This window comes from Geothrix limicola (assembly GCF_030268085.1).
Taxonomy (GTDB): domain Bacteria; phylum Acidobacteriota; class Holophagae; order Holophagales; family Holophagaceae; genus Geothrix; species Geothrix limicola.
This window is the reverse complement of sequence record NZ_BSDE01000007.1, coordinates 134,118-152,451: the sequence shown is the minus strand read 5'-3', so window position 1 is coordinate 152,451 and position 18,334 is coordinate 134,118. Positions and strand designations below refer to the sequence as shown.

At 67.7% G+C, this 18,334-nt stretch carries 14 protein-coding genes; 10 read left to right on the top strand and 4 right to left on the bottom strand.

From position 1 onward, the window contains the following. Window positions 1-51 precede the first annotated feature (51 nt). Window positions 52-1,146 (top strand): PEGA domain-containing protein, encoded by a 1,095-nt coding sequence (locus tag QSJ34_RS16080; protein ID WP_285577146.1) that lies wholly within the window; start codon window positions 52-54, stop codon window positions 1,144-1,146. A 20-nt stretch (window positions 1,147-1,166) separates the two neighbouring features. Here the strand turns inward: QSJ34_RS16080 and QSJ34_RS16075 are convergent, their stop codons facing one another. Next, a complete protein-coding gene (locus QSJ34_RS16075; RefSeq protein WP_285577145.1) occupies window positions 1,167-1,631 on the bottom strand; it encodes a GNAT family N-acetyltransferase in 465 nt (154 codons plus the stop codon). 26 nt (window positions 1,632-1,657) lie between these two features. After that, window positions 1,658-2,161 carry a thioesterase family protein gene (locus QSJ34_RS16070; RefSeq protein WP_285577144.1) on the bottom strand — a complete coding sequence of 168 codons (504 nt, stop codon included), beginning with the start codon at window positions 2,159-2,161 and terminating at the stop codon, window positions 1,658-1,660. Window positions 2,162-2,199: 38 nt separating this feature from the next. Between QSJ34_RS16070 and ispE the strand changes: the two genes are divergently transcribed. From ispE to QSJ34_RS16025, 9 genes are all read left to right on the top strand, one after another. Next, a complete protein-coding gene (gene ispE, locus QSJ34_RS16065) occupies window positions 2,200-3,036 on the top strand; it encodes a 4-(cytidine 5'-diphospho)-2-C-methyl-D-erythritol kinase (protein ID WP_285577143.1) in 837 nt (278 codons plus the stop codon). A 230-nt stretch (window positions 3,037-3,266) separates the two neighbouring features. Continuing rightward, window positions 3,267-4,187 carry an ABC transporter ATP-binding protein gene (locus tag QSJ34_RS16060; RefSeq protein WP_285577141.1) on the top strand — a complete coding sequence of 307 codons (921 nt, stop codon included), beginning with the start codon at window positions 3,267-3,269 and terminating at the stop codon, window positions 4,185-4,187. Between the two features lie 2 nt (window positions 4,188-4,189). Further along, window positions 4,190-5,248: an ABC transporter permease gene (locus tag QSJ34_RS16055; RefSeq protein WP_285577139.1), complete on the top strand. Its 1,059-nt coding sequence runs from the start codon at window positions 4,190-4,192 to the stop codon at window positions 5,246-5,248. Between the two features lie 45 nt (window positions 5,249-5,293). Beyond that, window positions 5,294-8,845 (top strand): PAS domain S-box protein, encoded by a 3,552-nt coding sequence (locus tag QSJ34_RS16050; protein WP_285577137.1) that lies wholly within the window; start codon window positions 5,294-5,296, stop codon window positions 8,843-8,845. Window positions 8,846-8,883: 38 nt separating this feature from the next. Then, entirely contained in the window at window positions 8,884-10,152 is a 1,269-nt protein-coding gene (locus tag QSJ34_RS16045; protein WP_285577136.1) for an MFS transporter, read from the top strand. Further along, the gene (gene hutH / locus QSJ34_RS16040; protein WP_285577134.1) at window positions 10,149-11,636 is read left to right on the top strand and encodes a histidine ammonia-lyase; all 1,488 of its coding nucleotides are present in this window, start codon (window positions 10,149-10,151) and stop codon (window positions 11,634-11,636) included. Before QSJ34_RS16045 ends, hutH begins: the two co-directional genes overlap by 4 nt. Beyond that, a complete protein-coding gene (locus QSJ34_RS16035; protein ID WP_285577132.1) occupies window positions 11,637-12,317 on the top strand; it encodes an HD domain-containing protein in 681 nt (226 codons plus the stop codon). Beyond that, window positions 12,314-14,680 carry a HEAT repeat domain-containing protein gene (locus QSJ34_RS16030; protein ID WP_285577131.1) on the top strand — a complete coding sequence of 789 codons (2,367 nt, stop codon included), beginning with the start codon at window positions 12,314-12,316 and terminating at the stop codon, window positions 14,678-14,680. Before QSJ34_RS16035 ends, QSJ34_RS16030 begins: the two co-directional genes overlap by 4 nt. Beyond that, complete coding sequence (locus tag QSJ34_RS16025) at window positions 14,677-15,786, top strand: sensor histidine kinase (protein WP_285577130.1); 1,110 nt, start codon at window positions 14,677-14,679, stop codon at window positions 15,784-15,786. Before QSJ34_RS16030 ends, QSJ34_RS16025 begins: the two co-directional genes overlap by 4 nt. Here the strand turns inward: QSJ34_RS16025 and QSJ34_RS16020 are convergent. Both QSJ34_RS16020 and QSJ34_RS16015 read right to left on the bottom strand, forming a co-directional pair. Beyond that, window positions 15,781-16,212, bottom strand: coding sequence for a hypothetical protein (locus QSJ34_RS16020; RefSeq protein WP_285577129.1), 432 nt, complete (start codon window positions 16,210-16,212; stop codon window positions 15,781-15,783). The two genes, QSJ34_RS16025 and QSJ34_RS16020, sit on opposite strands and share 6 nt — an antisense overlap. An 8-nt stretch (window positions 16,213-16,220) precedes the next feature. Further along, complete coding sequence (locus QSJ34_RS16015; protein ID WP_285577128.1) at window positions 16,221-18,149, bottom strand: TonB-dependent receptor plug domain-containing protein; 1,929 nt, start codon at window positions 18,147-18,149, stop codon at window positions 16,221-16,223. Window positions 18,150-18,334 lie beyond the last annotated feature (185 nt).

Genomic DNA, 18,334 nt, shown 5'->3' with positions numbered 1-18,334 from the left:
ATATATTACATGCACAACCATCAAGGCACGCGTCGGCCTTCGGAGGAGCGCATGAGCACGATCACGAGGAGGGGCCTGAAACAGGCCGGACCACTGTTCTTCGTTCTGGGCTGCCTGAGCCTTGCCGTGGTCTTAGCCTGCGCGTCGAGCGGCCATGCGCCAAGCGTTTCAGGCAACAACAGCAGCGGCAATGGCAGCGGCAGCCTGAGCCTCAGCGTCAGTGCGCCCGAGCAGGGCTACGTCTACCTTGATGGCAAGTACACGGGCCAGCTTACTCCCGCGAAACTGGCCGTCACGGCCGGCTCCCATCAGGTCGGCGTGGCCCTGGCCACCTCCCGAACCTACCTGCGGCACTCCGTCGACGTGGTGGACAAGGATGTCCAGCTCACGCTGGACGCGACGGCGGACCTGCAGGCGCCCAGGACCTGGAAGGCCCTGTGGGTCGGCATTGCCAGCGCCACGGGCACGACCACCGCGGGCCAGTGCACCACCGGATTCACGACGGCCGAACTGGACGCCGGGTACAACTTCTTCACCTGGAGCGTCGCGCACCACTTCGAACCCTACTCCTACGGCACCATGAAGTGGGACATCACGCGGGTCGATGTCGTGAACCCCGTGTCCCTCACCTACGGCAGCATCGGCTACACGCTCGAACCCACGACCATGATGCCCCTGCTTCCCCAGGTCCAACCCGGCGTCTACGACGCGGTCTTCGTCTTCTGGCGGGAAAGCCAGGGGACCTGCAGCTTCAAGAGCAACTACTTCGGCCTGGCCTGGACGGATCCCACCCAGCTGGCCACCCAGAAGACGGGCTACATCACCGTGAAGATGGATGCCCAATCCGATCTCCAGACGGTGATCAACAACTACATGGCCAACGATCCCGGCGTCTGGATCCATGAGTGGCTCCACACTGTCGGCGAATCCTTCTACCAGAGCAAGGGCTGCAGCCTGCCCAGCGCCAGCCTAGGCGGTGGGCTCGTAATCCACGCGGCGCAGTCCTACGGCTACGCCTTCCCCTGGATGAACTGGTACGAAGATCTCATTTCAGGCAGGGTGAAGGATCTCAGTGGCACGGGGTATCTCGGCATCGGTCCCGACGCCCTGCTGAAGACCAACGTGCGGGAAGCGGCCACCAAGTAGGGAATCCGGCCGGGAGGGTCTCAACGCCTCTCTTCCGGGGGAGTCGGCCCTGGCTGGTAGAGGCCTTCGCGCCGGATCTGCATGAGGGGCGTGGGGTCGGTCACCTGGGCCCAGCCGAGCTTCGCGTAGAGGCCGTGGGCGTCGCGGGTGGCCAGCATGAGGCGGCGCATGCCCGCCACCTCGGGGAGGTCCATGAGCGCGCGGACCATGGCGGCGGAGAGACCGAGGCCCCGGTGTTCCTCCAGCACGAAGACATCGGCCAGGTAACCGAAGGTCGTGTGGTCCGTGATCAGCCGCGCGAAGCCCACCTGGGCGCCTTCGGGCCCGTAGGCGCCCACGCAGAGGCTGTGCCTGGCGGCCTTTTCGACGACCTCGCGGGGGATGCCCGGAGACCAGTAGCAGCGGGACAGGAAACCGTGGATCACGTCGAACTGGAGCTCCGCAGGGTCCAGCGAAATCCGGTACGTGGCAGGGATGGCGGCCATGGAGACCTCAGGTGAGAGATGCCGGTTCAGTTTTCCGCCCAGCGTCGCACGGATTCCGGCAGTTCCGGCTGGGGTCCAGAGAATCCCACCTGGCCCAGCACCTCGGCCACCGGGACATTGCCGTCCCTCCCGCGGAAGAGGGCCCGGACGACGCCTTCGGCGGCCAGGTCCCCGCCGCATTTCAGGAAGCGCTGCTCCAGGTAGAACCATTTGGCGTCCCAGCCCAGCAGGCGCGTGTGCAGTTCGTAGCGCTCGAAGGGATCCAGGCTGCGGCGGTAGCGCATGGACACGCCCCCCACCAGCGGCTTCCAGCGGTTCCGGAGCATGGCCCGACCCAGCCCCGTGCGGAAGGTGAGGTCGAAACGTCCCAAGTCCATCACGCTCAGGAAGCGCCCGTTGTTCATGTGGACGTTCACGTCGAGGTCGTTGGGCCAGACGCGGAAGACGAGGACCGAGGTGGCCAGCGCCTCCAGGGGTGGTCGGAACCGAAGGCTGAGGCCTTTCCAGAGCGTGCGCAGAATCAGAACCATCCGACTAGCCTAGCGGCCCGTTGCGCTACCGTGGAGACATGGTTCTGACGATCCAGGCTCCCGCCAAACTCAACCGTTTCCTCGCCGTGCTGGGCCGGCGCGCCGATGGCTTCCACGCGCTGGAGCTGGTCACGACGGTCCTCGATGGGGTGTCGGATCTCATGGATACCCTGGAGGGAGCGCCGGCTCAGGCGCTGTCCCTCGCCATCTCGGGCCCCACGGGCGAAGGCCTGGTTGCCGACGAAACCAACCTGGTGATCAGGGCCTGGCGCCTGCTTGAAGCGGCCGCGAAGCGCCCTCTCCCCGCCGCCTTGAAACTGGTCAAGCGCATCCCCCACGGCGCGGGCCTGGGCGGCGGCAGCAGCGACGCGGCGGCAGCCCTGCGCCTGGGCAACCGGCTCTTCGAGCTCGGTCTGGCCGACGGGGATCTGCTGCGCATGGCCGCCACCCTGGGCAGCGACGTCCCGCTCTTCCTCCTGGGAGGCACGGTGCTCGGGCTCGATCGCGGTGAACGCGTGTTCCCCCTTCGCCCGGTGCCCCTGGAACCGATCCTCCTCGTGCATCCCGGCCTGCACGTGAGCACGCCCAGCGTCTACCGGGCCCTGCAGGACGTGGGCTATCCCGCCCCCGAGCCCCTGGCCTCGCAACCGGAGGGCGCCGCCCCCCCCTGGCGCAACGACCTGACGGCCGCCGCGCTGCGCGTCTGCCCGGCCCTGGCCGAGGTGCGCGAAACCTTGCATGCTACCGGCGCCGAGCCCCTGCTCTGCGGTTCCGGCAGCTGCTGGGCCGGACGATACGCCAGCCCCGCGGCGCGGGACGACGCGAGGCGACGAATCGCACTCCAGAATCCGGGATGGAAAACCTGGTCGGTTTGATCCGAGCTTGATTGCTGGATTCAACCTATCGGGAATCCTGTCTGATTCTACAAGCTGAAGGAATCCACCCTGACCCCCGCCCATCTCTTCGACGGCGTCCTGGCCACCCTGGACAACCTCAAGACCCCGGCGCGAAAGGAATAACCCCGACAGGCCGCCTGCGCGCCAGGGACACGCTGTTCAGACACGCGGCCCCGGGCTCGGGCATGATGGTAGGTTCCGAGGTGGCCATGCCCGCTCCAGCCCTCCGTATCCGCGGTCTCCGCAAGGCCTTCCCCAAGGTCGTCGCCGTGGATGGCGTGGACCTGGAGGTGGCCCGGGGCGAGGTCTTCGGCCTGCTGGGCCCCAACGGCGCCGGCAAGACGACAACCCTCGAAATCATCGAAGGGCTCACGAGTGCGGATGCCGGGAGCATCGAGATCCTGGGCCTGACCTGGGAGCAGCAGGGACAGGAGATCCGCTCGCGCATCGGCGTGCAGCTGCAGAGCACCAGCCTCTTCAACAAGATCACGCCGCGGGAGGCCCTGGACCTCTACGGCAGCTACTATCCGAAGCGCCGCGGCACCCAGGAACTGCTGGACCTCGTGCAGCTCGAGGAGAAGGCCGACGCCTACCACGTCACCCTCAGTGGCGGGCAGCAGCAGCGGCTGGCCCTCGCCATGGCCCTGGTGAATGATCCCGAACTGGTCTTTCTCGATGAGCCCACCACCGGCCTGGATCCCCAGGCCCGGCGCAGCCTCTGGGACGTGGTGCGGCGCATGAAGGGCGAGGGCCGCACCGTGGTGCTAACCACCCACTACATGGACGAGGCCGAGGCCCTCTGCGACCGGCTGGCCATCATGGACCACGGCAAGGTGATCGCCACCGGAACCCCCGCCTCGCTCATTTCCGAACTGGCCATCCCCAGCGTGGTGGAGCTCACCTTCGAAGGCGCGGCGCCGGAACCCGCGGCCTTCGCCGCGCGCCTGGGCCAGGCCGTGGAACGGCGCGCGGATCTGTGGGAAATCCCGACGCCCGATCCCAAGACGCTGTTGCCGCGGCTGCTGGAGGCCGCCGAAGCCGCGGTCGTCCCCTTTCAGCAGGTCCACGTCCGCCGGGCCACCCTGGAGGATGTCTTCCTGCACCGCACGGGCCGGAGCCTGAGGGAGTAGCCATGATGCTCTGGAGACAGTTTTCCATGGAATGGCGGCTCTACGCCCGCGACCGAGTGGCCATGTTCTGGACCATGGCCTTTCCGGTGCTGCTCCTGCTGGGCTTCGGCACGATCTTCCGCGACGGTGGCGGCCCCAAGCTGTCCGTGGTGCGGGTCCAATCCGCGGTCCAATCCCCCCATGACGCGGCCCTGGACCAGGCCCTGACGGACTTGCAGCTAAAGGTGCAGACCCTCACGAAAGCCGAGGCCGAAGCCCGCTGGTCCCGCGGCGAAACCGCGGCCCAGGTCGAACCCGATGGCGAGGGCTACCGCCTGCGTCTGAACAGCTACCTCATGGCCCAGGCCGGCGCCACGGCGGGGCTGGTGAACCAGGCCTGGCTGATGGCCCAGGCGCGGATGAGCGGCGCCCCAGAACCCCAGCGCATCCCCGTCCAGGTGGAATCGCCGGGCCACAAGCGCTCCACCAACTACGCCTCCTTCCTCCTGCCGGGCCTGCTGGGCCTCAACCTCGTCAGCATGGGCCTGTTCAGCGTGGGCATGGTGAACGTCTCCTACCGCGAAAAGGGGAAGTTCCGCCGCCTCGCCGTCACACCCCTGCCCAAGTGGATCTTCCTGCTCGGTCAGGTGCTGCACCGGCTCACCATCACGGTCGTGCAGGCCGCCATCCTCATCCTGGTGGGGCGCCTGGTCTTCGGCATCCAGAACCAGGGATCGTTCTCCCACCTGCTACTCATCATGACCCTGGGCACGGGCTGCTTCATGGCCTTCGGCTTCGCCCTGAGCGGCTTCGCGGAAACCTCCGAGGGCTACGCCGCCATCTCCAACCTCGTCTTCTTCCCCCTGATGCTCCTCAGCGGCGTCTATTTCACGCTGGATGCGGCACCGGCCTGGCTGCAGCACACGGTGGCCCTCCTGCCCCTCGCGCCCTTCCTGCGCGCCCTGCGGGCCGTGTTCAACGACGGCGCAGGCTTGGCGGGACACGGGCTGGGCCTGGCCATCGTCGCGGCCTGGGGATTCGCGGCCTTCCTCCTGGCGGTGCGGCGCTTCCGCTGGTCCTGAACCGAAAAACTTGGCCCCTGCCCCGTTCCAGTCGATGGTGTAGGCATGACCTTCCAGTCCCCACCCCGGGATCTCCGGCAAGCCCTCGACCCCTCGGATCTGAGGGCCGACGGACTGCAGGCGCGGCTGGACGCGACGCACGGCATGCTCGATGCCATCTCCGAAGCCATCTACGTCCAGGATGCGGAGGGGCGATTCCTCGATGTGAACGAAGGCGCGGCACGGATGTACGGGTATCCCCGGGCCTTCTTTCTCGGCCGGACCCCCGAGGTGCTCTCCGCGCCGGGCCGCAACGATGCGGAAGGCTTCCGCCGCGCCTTCGACCAGGCCCTCCACGGTGAGCCCCAGCAGCTCGAGTATTGGGGCCTCCGACGGGATGGCACCCCCTTTCCCAAGGAGATCCGGCTGTACCCCGGCACCTACCTGGGTCAGGAGGTGGTCATCGCCGTGGCCCAGGACATCTCCGAACGGAAACGGGCCGAACAGACACAGCGGGCCACCTACCACATCGCCGAAGCCGCCCTTGAGGCCAGGAACACCCAGGAACTCTTCCAGCGCGCCCACGTCATCATCCGCGACCTGATGCCCGCCGAGAACCTCTACATCGCCCTCTGGGACCGGTCCACGGACACCATCAGCTTTCCCTACTGGGTCGACCAGCTCGACCCGGTCCCGGAGCCCCGCAGGCCCAAGCGGTACCTGACCGAGTACATCCTGCGCAGCGGCAGGCCGCTGCTGGTCAGCCCCGACACCCTGGCCGGTCTGCTGCAATCCGGCGAGGTGGATCCGCACGGCACGCCCCCCCGGGATTGGCTGGGGGTGCCGCTCCGCAATGATGCCGGCGTGTTCGGCGCCCTGGTGGTCCAGAGCTACACGGGTGACCACCGGTACAACATGGCCGACCACGATCTGCTGGCATTTGTCTCCGCCCAAGTGGCCCTGGCCATCGACCGCACCCGGGCCCAGTCCGAGCAGCGCGTCCTGACCGCGGCCATGGACGCCGCGGCCGATCCGGTCTTCGGCATCAACGCCGAGGGGCGTTTCATCTTCGTCAATCAGACGGCCGGCACCTCCCTGGGTTACACCCGGGAGGAGCTCCTTCGCCTGCACGTGTGGAACGTGGATCCCTCGGTGGATCCCGCGACGTGGCCATCCCGCTGGGAGCAGGTCAGCCGCCTGGGCACCCGGCGCATGGAAAGCCAGCACCGGCGCAAGGATGGCACGTGTTTCCCGGTCGAACTCAGCAGCAATTTCCTCCGAACGGAAGGGCGGGACATCATCTTCACCCATGCCCGGGACATCTCCTCCCGGAAGGCCGCCGAAGAGGCTCTCCGCGCCAGCGAGGAGAAGTTCTCTAAGACCTTCGAAGCCAGCCCGGACGCCATCAACATCAACCGGCTCGACGGCACCTACTTGGACGTGAACCCGGCCTACACGCGCCTGAGCGGGTGGAGCCGGGAGGAGACGCTGGGCCGCTCCACCCTCGATCTGAACCTCTGGGTTCACCTTGAAGATCGCGCCAAGATGCAGGAACACCTCAAGGCAGAGGGCCATTTCGTGGGCCTGGAGGCGGACTTCCGCATGAAGGACGGCTCCATCCGAACGGGTCTCGTGTCCGGCACCCTGCTCCAGGTCGCCGGGGAAACCTGTCTGCTGACCATCACGCGCGACATCACCGACCGCAAGGCCGCGGAAGCCGCCATCCGCTACAGCGAGGACAAATTCTCCCGCGCCTTCCACGCCAGTCCCGATGCCATCAACCTCACGCGGATCGACGACGGGACGTACGTGGAGGTCAGCGATGGGTTCGAAAAGATCAGCGGCTGGACTCGGCAGGAGGTCCTCGGGCGTTCGGCCCTCGATTTGAACATCTGGGCCGATCCCGAGGATCGGAAGCGGATCGTGGACCGGCTGAGGGCCGACGGCGAATTCACGGGGATGGAGGTCGCGTTCCGCCGCAAGGATGGCAGCCTCATCACGGGCATGATGTCGGGCAAAGCCATGGAGGTCGACGGCGTCCCCTGCCTGCTTTCCATCACCCGCGACATCAGCGACCGCAAGCGGGCGGAGGAGGCCCTGGCCGCCGAGCGCGGCCTCTTCATCGGCGGTCCGGTGATGGTGTTCAAGTGGCGCACGGATCCCGGCTGGCCCGTGGAATACGCCTCGCCCAACGTCCAGTCCATCCTCGGTTACAGCGCCAGCGATCTGGCCGAAGGGCGAATCACCTACGAAAGCCTCTTCCACCCGGATGACCTGGAGCGGGTGCTGCGGGAATCCGCCGAGGTCGAGGCCCGGGGCCAGACCCACTTTGAACAGCAGTACCGGTTGAGGACCGCTTCGGGCGAGTACCGCTGGTTCTACGATTTCTCCGCCGCGATGGGTCCGGGCCCGCGAGCCTCCCATTACCTGGGCTACGTGCTGGACATCACGGAGCGCCGGCAGGCCGAAGACGCCCTCCGGCAGTCCCAGAAGCTGGAGAGCCTGGGCATCCTCGCAGGTGGCATCGCCCACGACTTCAACAACCTGCTGACGGTCGTGATGGGCAACCTGAACCTCGCCCAGATGCACCTGCCCGAGCATTCGTCGGCCCTGCCCTACCTGGCCAAGATGGAAGCCACGGTGCTGCGGGCCACCGAACTCACCAAGCAGATGCTGGCCTATTCCGGGCGCGGCCACTTCGTCGTGAAGCCCCAGGATCTCAACGAGGTGGTCTGCGAGGTCACCCACCTCCTGGAGGTCTCCATCTCCAAGAAGATCCGCCTGCGCTTCGACCTGGCGGCCGAACTGCCGGCCATCCAGGCGGACGCCGCCCAGATCCAGCAGGTGGTCATGAACCTCGTGACCAACGCCTCCGACGCCATCGGGGATCAGGAGGGCATCATCCACCTCAGCACCTCCACGGCCGAGCTCGACGAGCATGAACTCCGCTCGAACTACCGCCCGGAGGGCCTGGCACCGGGGCGCTTCGTCCTGCTGGAAGTCACCGATACCGGGATCGGCATGTCCCCGGAGGTGATGGGCCGCATCTTCGACCCCTTCTTCACCACCAAGTCGACGGGGCGCGGCCTCGGCCTGTCGGCCATGCTCGGCATCCTGCGGGGGCACAGCACCGGTCTGCACATCCGCAGCCAGGTGGGCCGGGGCAGCACCTTCCGCCTCTGCTTCCCCGCCACGAGCGAGCGCCCCGCCAGTTCCACCCCCGCCCTCGACACGGTGCTTTCGCACCCCATCCACGGCCGAATCCTCCTGGTGGACGACGAGGACCTCATCCTCCAGACCATCGGGGCCGCCCTGGAAACCCTCGGGCTGGAGGTCCTCACGGCCGGGGACGGCCTGGAGGCCCTGCAGATATTCAAAGAGGCCGATCCCCGCCCGGACCTGGTGCTCATGGACCTCACCATGCCGCGCATGGATGGGCGCGAGGCCTTCCAGGCCATGTACGACCTGGATCCCTCGGTGCCCGTGGTGCTGAGCAGCGGCTTCACGGAGCGGGATTCCCTCCGGACCCTGTCGGGGCAGGGTCCGGCGGCCTTCATGCAGAAGCCCTATCAGATCAAGGAACTCCGTGGGCTGATTCAGATGGTCCTGGGAGACTGAGACCGGCGCCGGGCTACACTGGGAGGCTGGAGAGCCGCATGCAGTCTTCCAAACGCGCCCGGATGGCCATTTTCCTCACGGTCTTCGTCGACCTTTTGGGCTTCGGCATCGTCATCCCGATCCTGCCGCTCTACGCGCAGGCCATCGCCGACCATCCCAGCGACTGGATGGCGAGCGTCAACCATTTCCTCGGCCTGGGCGGCGCGGGAACCACGCCGGGCGCCTTCTGGGCCGGAGTGGGCTTCCTCAGCTACAGCGTCATGCAGTTCATCGCCTCACCGATCCTGGGCCGGATCTCCGACAAGACGGGCCGCAAGCCCGTGCTCTGGATCAGCCTCGTCGGATCCGCCATCGGCTACCTCATGCTCGCCCTCACGAGCCGCTTCGAGTGGATGCTCGCGGCGCGCATCCTGGACGGCATCACCGGCGGCAACATCTCCGTGGCCCAGGCGGCCATGGCCGACACCTCGGCCCCCGAGGAACGCTCCAAGGTGCTGGGCATGATCGGCGCCGCCTTCGGCCTGGGCTTCGTGCTGGGACCCGCCCTGGCGGGCCTCCTCAGCGGCAGCGCCTTCGGTCACCACCTGCTGGCCACCCGCGGCTGGCACCTGCCCTTCTTCGTGGCGGGCGGCCTCTCGCTTCTGGCCTCGCTCATGGTGCTGTTCTGGCTGCCCGAGACCCTCACGCCCGAGGTGCGCGCCCGGGCCCGCTCCCACGAGAGCCGAGGCCACGCCCTCGTGAAGGCCCTGAAGCGGCCCGGCATGCCCCAGATCCTCGGCGTATCCCTGCTGGCCATGGCGGGCTTCGCCATGATGGAGGGCACCTTCGCCCTCATGGTCCATCAGCGCTTCGATTTCCATCAACGCGAAGTGGGCTACCTCTTCGCGGGCATCGGCATCCTCCTCGTGATCTACCAGGGCGGCCTCGTGCGCGTGGTCGCCAAGCGCATCCCCGAGCGGGTGGCGCTCATCACGGGCCTCGTACTCATGGGCGTGACCCTGCCCCTGATGCCCAAGGCGCCCTGGATGTGGCCCTTCGTCCTGCTCTTCATCCCGCTCTCCTGGGGCAGCGGCATGGGCAACACGGCCGGCACGGCCCTGGCCAGCCGCCTGACGCCCCCTGAAGAACAGGGCGGGCTCTTCGGCGTGATCAACGCCATGACTGGCATGGGCCGCATCATCGGGCCCGCCGTCGGCACCTTCACCTTCGCCCGCTGGGGCGGACAGACCACGTACACCGTCGCAGGACTCACCCTGGGCCTGGCCCTGATGCTGGCCCTCACCCTTTCCCGCAAGGAAGTCCCATGATCCATCTGGATGGCCGTTCCCTCACCGCGCCCCTGCTGGCGCGCATCGCCGCGGGCGAAGGCGTCAGCCTCGACGAGGGCGCCCTCGCGCTCGTCGCCGAGAACCGGGCCGTGGTGGACCGCATCGTGGCCGAAGGGCGCACGGTCTATGGCATCAACACGGGCTTCGGCCAGTTCGCCACCGTCGTCATCGCCCCCGATCAGCTGCAGCTGCTCCAGCTCAACCTCATCCGCAGCCATTCCGCCGGCGTGGGCGAACCCCTGCCCAAGGATCAGACCCGCGCCCTCATGGCCGCCCGCATCAACTGCCTGCTGAAGGCCCACAGCGGCATCCGCCCCGAGCCCATCCGCCTGCTGGCCGAATGCCTCAACAAGAATGTGGTGCCCGTCGTGCCCTGCCAGGGCAGCGTGGGCGCCAGCGGCGACCTGGCCCCCCTGGCCCACATGGCCCTGCTGCTCGTCGGCGAAGGGCTGGCTTGGTCGGGCGACCGCCAGATCCCCGGCGGCGAGGCCCTCGCCCAGGCGGGCCTCAAGCCCGTGGTGCTGCAGGCGAAGGAGGGCCTGGCCCTCATCAACGGCACCCAGCTCATCACGTCGCTGGGTAACCTGGCATTGGAAAAGTTCACCCGCCTGGCGGCCCTGGCCGATGAAGTCGCGGCCCTCAGCCTGGAGGCCCTGCGCGGCACCCGCGCGGCCTTCGACCCGCGCATCCACGCGGCTCGACCCCACCCCGGCCAGATCGCCGTGGCCGAGCGCATGCGGGAGATCCTCGGCACCAGCAGCGAGATCGCCGACAGCCACCGCGACTGCCACCGCGTGCAGGATGCCTACAGCCTGCGCTGCCTGCCCCAGGTCCACGGCGTCACCCGGGATGCCCTGGGCTTTGCCGGAGCCATCCTGGAACGCGAACTGAACAGCGCCACCGACAACCCGATGATCTTCACCGACACCCAGGAATCCCGCTCGGGCGGCAACTTCCACGGCCAGTACCCGGCCTTCGCCTGCGACGTGCTCGCCATCGCCGCCGCGGATCTGGCCAGCATCTCCGAGCGCCGCCAGGAGCGCCTGGTGAACCCGGCCTACTCGGATCTGCCGGCCTTCCTCACCCAAAACGGCGGCCTCGAATCCGGCTTCATGATGGCCCACGTCACCTCGGCGGCCCTCGTCAGCGAAATGAAGGGTCTGGCCCATCCGGCCTGCGTGGACACCATCCCCACCAGCGCCGGCAAAGAAGATCACGTGAGCATGGGCCCCATCGCCGCCCGCAAGCTGCTGCGCGCGGTGGAGGCCCTGGAGCAGGTGCTGGCCATCGAGGCCCGCATGGCCCTGGAGGGCATCCGCATCCTGGGCATGGCCCCCGCCACCGGCCTGAAGCCCCTGCTGGACCGCCTGTCCCAGGCTTGCGCGCCCTGGTCCGATCGCGCGATGTTTGAGGAAATCCACGCCACCCTCGGCGCCCTCCGCGCCCATCAGGAAGCCCATTAGATGACCCAGCCCACCCCCTGGCGGACCGCTTGCGAGCAGGCGCTCCGGCGTTTTTCAGACGCCGATTCGATCCGCTTCTGGGGCATCGGCCACGAGGTCGAGGGGGGCTACAAGCCCATCTTCAACTACCGCTTCGAACACACCTACGCGGCGGTGCTGCTGGCCCGCTGGCTGGCGCCCGCCGTCGGCGCAGACGCGGAGGTGGTGGAGTGCGCCGCCTGGCTGCACGACGTCGCCAAACGCCTCAAGGATCCCAAGGGCAAGGACACCCACGCGCAGGACGCCTCCGCCCAGGTGGAGCAGATCCTCGCGGGCACGGATTTCCCCACCGCGAAGATCCCAGCCGTGCGACACGCCATCGAGCATCATGTGGGTCTCAAGCTCACGAAGCGTCTGGAGCCCGTTGAAACGGCCTGCCTCTGGGACTGCGACAAGCTCAGCAAGATCGGCGCGGCCAGCCTCATCCACTTCGGCTGCATCAGCGGCGCCTTCCAGCCCATCACCACCGCGGACATCCTTCAGCGCGGGGAGGCATGGCTGGACCTGGCCCGCGGCATCACCGCCAGCTTCAACACCGAGCCCGCCAAGGCGGAGGGCCTGCGCAGGCTCGCCTTTCTCGAGGCCCACTACGCCCAACTGCGCCGCGAGTGGTCCGATCCCATGGAGATGACGCCCCCATGAGCGACTTCCTGCAGCTTGCCCAGAGTTTGGCCGTGGCCCTCAAGGCGCTGCAGATGTACACCGCCTCGCATCCGCGCGCCCAGGAAAGCCTGGCCGTCGCCCACACCATCCTCGAGGCCTGGCTGCTGGATCAGGAGCGCGTCCAGTTCGTCGTCTCGGGCTCCAAGGCCTTCCTGGACGGGCAGGTGCAGGACACCCGCAGCCCCCATGTCTCGGCCCTGGTGCGGCTCGTCTCCGAACGCGGCATCGGCGGCTTCGTCTTCGAACGCGGCGTCACGCCCGACGAACTGCTCACCTTCCTCTTCGGCCTGGCCACCAAACCCCAGAAGCTCGAGGAGCTGGGCGGCTTCGAGGAACTGCTGCGCTCCTCGGGCGTGCTGCGCATCCGTGTTTCCCAGACCCGCTACCAGGAGGTCTCGGAAGGCGAAGAATCCGGTTCCACCGAAAAGGCGCCGGCCTTCTCCCCCGCCCCGCCGCCTTCGCAGTCCCCCGAGAACCTCGTCAAGTTCATCCGCGAGGCCCTGCTGGCCTCCATCGCCAAGGGCGGCGCGGCCAATGGCCTGAGCTCGGGAAGCCCCGGCGCGGGCGGGCCGGGGGCCGGGATCCTCGGCCCCGGTGGGTTGGGGCTCGGAGGCCAGGGATCCGGCGGATTGGCCTCGGGCGGCTCGGATCGCGACGATCTGGGATCCCTGCGCGGCTTCGGCCCCGCCGACCTCAGCGGCCTGGGGCCCCTGGGCCGCGAACTGGGCCTGGGCGAAGGCATGCCGACGCCCGGCCAGCTCGGCACCCTCCGCCAGGTGCTCATGGGTCTCACACCCGAGGTCCAATTGGGCCTCCTGGCGGGCCTGGGCAGCCTGCCGGAACACCCCGCCGGATTGGGTCTGGGCGTGAAGGCGCTGGCGGGCGAGATCCTCGCCGTGGCCACGAGCAGCCTGCTGGCCAAGGGAACCTCCTGGGGCCAACTGAAGGGCCCCATCCAGGACATCCTGCGCCCGCTCGGCGACCGCGAGCGCCTGGTGCGGACCCTCACCTCCCATCTGCGCATCGCCGGCCAGGACACCTCCCAGGCCGAACTGCTCCTGCGGCACCTGGACTGGGAGGGCCTCAGCCTGGAAGCCAAGCTGCTCAGGGTGCTCGAGGAGGGCGGCCTCTTCGAACTGAGCCTCGAGCAGCGTCTGGCCTTCCTCCGCGAGCTGCTGGAGGTGCGCCGTTTCGACGAATTCCTCCGGGTCCAGGAAGTGCTGGTTGAAACGCTCAGCAGCGACCGCCCCGACCTGCGCTTCCTGGGTGGCCAGACCCTTTCGGGCGTGGCGCGCTGGGCCCGCGACCCCGGTCTGCCGCCCGACAGCGAGGGCCCGCTGGCCGACGCGCTGCGCGCGCATTTCGCCTGGGAACCCGATCCCCCGATTCACCGCTGGACCACGGACGCCCTTGAATCCCTGCTCGCGGCCCTCGTCCACCGCGGCGAATTCGGCGCCGTCATTTCCGACATCCAGGAACTCGAAGGCCTCTGCGCCTTCCTGGACGAACAGCATCCCTGGCGCAACGAGGCCCTGGCGCGGCTCCGGGCGGCCCTCCACCGGCCGCAACTCCTCGACGAGGTCATCACCCACGCCTTCGCCTTAGAACGCGACCAGATGATCCGGGAAGTGCACCCCTACCTGGAATTCATCGGAGATCCCATGGCCCGGCACCTGGTGAGCCGGCTCGGCGACGAGGCCGACCGCACCCGGCGTGGGCGCCTCGTGGAATCCGTCCGCAGCCTGGGACCCGCCGCCCTGCCCGCCCTCCTGGACGCGTTGAGCGCGCCGGCCTGGTTCCTCGTGCGCAACGCCCTGACCCTCCTGTCCGATCTGGGCGACGCCAGCTGCGTCCAGGCCATCCTTCCCCTCCTGCGCCACCCGGAACCCCGCGTGCGCCGCACGGCCGTGCGGGCCCTCTGGAAGCTGGGCGGGCCCGTGGCTGAACCCCACCTGATCGCGCGCATGAAGGACACGGACGGGGAGACCATGCAGGAGATCCTCTTCGCGCTCGGGCAGCTGCGCTCCGAAGTCGGCCTGCCCCAGGTCACGGAGCTGGCCCAGGATAAGCGGGTGACGGAACGGATCCGGGTCCAGGCCCTGGATACCCTCGGCCACATCGCCTCGCCGAAATCCCTGCCCGTCCTCCTCGAATGCATCCGCAAGAAGGGTTTCTTCGGCGGCGGCGAGGCCCCGCCCATTCGCCTGGCCGCCGCCAAGGCCCTGGCGGCCCTGGGCACCCCCGAAGCCCGCGCCGCGCTGCAGAAAACCGTGGAAGCCGAGCCCAAGGGCGAAGAACGCGAAGCCATGAACCGCCTGCTGGAACGCCCGGCCCCGCTATGAGCGACGCCGCGCAGGCCCATCCGGATCCGCGCCAGCTCCTCGAGGCCTTCGAGGCCTTCACCGCCGCCTCCGAGCACCTGCAGGCCCGCTACGAGGCCCTGCAGGCGCAGCTGGGCCAGCTCCAGGGCGAGCTCCAAACAGTGATCGAGGCCGTCCCCTTCGCCATATGGGTGCTCGCCGAGGACGGTTCGCTGCGATTCACCAACCGGCCCCAGGGGCTCGAAGGGCGCTTCCTCCAGGATCCGGCCCCCTGGGAGATCGGCAGCCCCGGCGGGCAGCGCCGCTTCCAGACCCCCGAAGGCCGGGAGTTGATCTTCGAAGAGGAACGGCGTTCCGCGCCCCACGGCGGCACCATCGTCACCCTGCGCGATGTCACCGAGGCCGTGCTGCGGGCCCAGCAGGCCACGCGCGAAGACCGCCTGGCGGCCATGGGCCGCATGGCCGCCGAACTGGCCCACGAGATCCGCAACCCGCTGGGCAGCCTCTCGCTCTTCTCCGGCATGCTCGTGGAGGATCTCGCCGAACAGCCGGGCCCACTCGAACTCGCGCGCAAGATGCAGGAGGGCGTCAAGCGCCTCAACCGCGTCGTCGGCAACACCCTCGCCTTCAGCCGCGACCTCCAGCCCAAGGCCGGCACCGTGTCCCTGCGTCACCTGTGGGAAGAGGCCCTGCGCCACGCCACCCTCGCCGAGACGGTGCCCTGGGAGAACCTGATTCCCGAACAGGCCGCCTGGCGCGGCGATCCGGACCTGCTGCGCCAGGTCGCCCAGAACCTGCTCCAGAACGCCACCCGCGCCATGGAGGACACCGAGGCCCCCCGGATGAGCCTCAACGCCGTGGAAGAGCAGATGGACGGCCAGCCCTGCTGGCACTTCACCCTGTCCGACAACGGCTGCGGCATCCCTGCCGAGGCGCTGGCCAAGATCTTCGATCCCTTCTTCAGCACCTTCGGCGGAGGCACGGGGCTGGGCCTGGCGGTGTGCCACCGCATCATCGTGGCCCACGGTGGCCTGCTCTTCGTCGAAAGCCAGGTGGGCCGGGGTACGACAGTGCATCTGCGGCTTCCCGCCGCCGCCGCTGATCCTGCCCCGGCCACGGGGCTATAGGCGTTTCCCGATCTTGAGGACACTGTCCGACAGGGTCACACCCGAGGCCGAGATGTTGCCCATGTGGAGGTAGATCTGCGGCTTGCCGCCCTCTTCCACGATGGCGATGGAACCGCCCTTGGGAAGGTCGTCCAGCTTCGAGCAGATGATGAACTTGCCCGCGGCCTTCAGGGCGCCGACTTCCCCGCTCTTGGCCCAGGCGACCTTGGCGCCCGCATCCTGGGACACGCCGATCTTTTCAAGCTCGGCCAGCACCTCCGCATCCTTGCAGGCCACCTTGCCGGGCGAACCCGCAGCGGCCGCGAGGATTTTGACGAACTTCGCCTGGACGGCGGGAGGGATGTCCCCGGCCCAGGCGTTCAGGCCCGCCGCGAGCACCCATGCGCCCGCGAGCATTCCGAGAGAAAGACGCGATCGAACGGACATACAGCCTCCTAGAAGTTGTATCCAAGTCGGAAGGTGATCTCCCGTCCCTGGGCGGGGTTGGGAGACGGCGCGGACAGATAGCCTCCTGCGTAATAGAGTTTTTCGTCGGTGAGGTTGGAGACGCCCAGCGACGCGAGCAGCTTGAGGGCCTGGAACCGGTAGTTCCCGAACAGGTTCAGGATGGTCCTGGCCTCCTGCTGTCCCGGCTGAACGGGGTGGGCCTGGTCGTAGAAGTAGCGCGAACCGGTGTGGACCACCGAAGGCGCGAGGCTGAACGACGAGGTGAGGATGAAGTTGGCGTAGGCCGTGAACTTCAGGCGCGGCGCGCCCAGCAGGGTGCGGTCGTTCTGCGGTACCGCGTAGTCGGGCACCTGGTTGTCCTTCGCCTGGTAGTAGGCCCCGGTCAGGTTCAGGTAGCCCCAGCCGCCGCGGACGGCCAACGTCGCCTCCAGGCCCTGGCTGCCGGTCTGCGGAAGGTTCGCGTAGGATCCCGTCAACGAAGTGTTGGCGTAGACGATGGGATCCTCGATCTTCAGGTTGAAGCCGTTCACCGTGAGGATCATCTGGGGCGTGAGCTGGTAGCCCGCTTCCACTTCATAGGCCGTGGTCTTCTCGGGATGGATGGGGCCGCCTTCAAGATTCTCGATGACGGGGGTTCTGAAGGCGCGCGCCACCAGCAGCTTCGCGTGGAACTTGCCCATCACCTTCGTGAGCCCGAAGCGGGGCACGAAGGCCGACCCCGCGGCGCTGTGATCCTCGTAGCGCCCGCCCAATGTCACGTTGACGATGGGCAGGTTCCAGAGGGCCTGCGCGTAGAGGGCCTTGGTGGTGTAGCTGATGGTGTCGGAGCCGTTGCTCCACACCTGGCCGGCGCCCTTGGCCTTGCCCTCGTCCTTGAAACTCAGGGCGCCGAAGACGATGTTCAGTTCCTTGGACGCGTCCCAGATGCCCTGCACCTCGCCCGTGAGGCGGGTCACCTGCTTGTCGTTGGAGGCTTCCAGAGAGGGATAGAACCAGGGCTGGCTGAGCTTGTAATTGACCTTGGGTGTCAGCGTGAAGCCATCCGCCACCTTCCAGGCGTAGCTCAGTTCCGCGTACCGGTGATTGAATTCCATGCGGGCATATGTGGAGGACTGGTAGTCGAAGGTGGCGTAGCGATCCTCGATGAAGCGGAAACCCAGCCCTTTGCCCTGGATACCCAGGTTCACGTTGGCATCGTTCTGGTAGCCGGTATCGCGGTTCATGGGAATCACGGTGGTCGTTCCGGCGCCATCCCAGCTGACGAAATCATGGTTGGAGCGGATGCCCCGGGACCCCATCGCCGCCAGAGAGAACTTGAAGTCCCCGGCCGTGTCGCCGTACGAAGCCGAAAGCGTCTGGTGACTCCAGTCATCCGGGTTTCGGCCGAGGCTCACAGATCCCGATGCGCCCTTCAGCTCGTCGGCCCCGCGGGTCACGATGTTCACCACGGCCAGTTCGGCGAAGCCGCCGTAGGTCGCGCTGCCGGGACCGCGGATGATCTCGATGCGCTGGATGGTCTCCGTGAGGAAGCTGTTGCCGAGGTAGAGGCAGGCGTAGCGAAGTTCGTTGGCCTCCTGGCCATCGACGCGGATGAGCACCTTGCCTTCGTGGCCCCAGATGCCGCGTACGAATACGCTGGTGACCCCCTGGGTGTCCGTGCCGATTTCAAAGCCCGGCACCAGCCTCAGGACATCGAGCAGATCCCGCGCCCCGGAGGCCACGATCTCGTCTCGGTTGAAGACCGTGATGATGCCCGGGCTTTCGCGGAGGGTCATGGCCTTGGTGGAAGCCACCGTGATGGGCGTGTTGAGCAGGTCCTCCAGCTCAGCCGCCAGGTTGACATCCTTCGGGGGCGGCGCCTGGGCGTTGAGCAATCCGGAGACGAGCAGGAGCATCCATGCAGGTCGGTCATTCATCGAATCCTCCCTGACCAAATGACCGGCTCCGACCGACTCGGATGCCGGTGTGTTCCGTGGCCCTCAAGAGATCGCCATGGTTCCCCCATGACCCCAATGACACCCGCCTGATGTCCCAATCAGCCGGCCCGCCATGGATGGGCCAGACATCGGTCCTGGCATCTGAATGGATTAATTTTTGAATA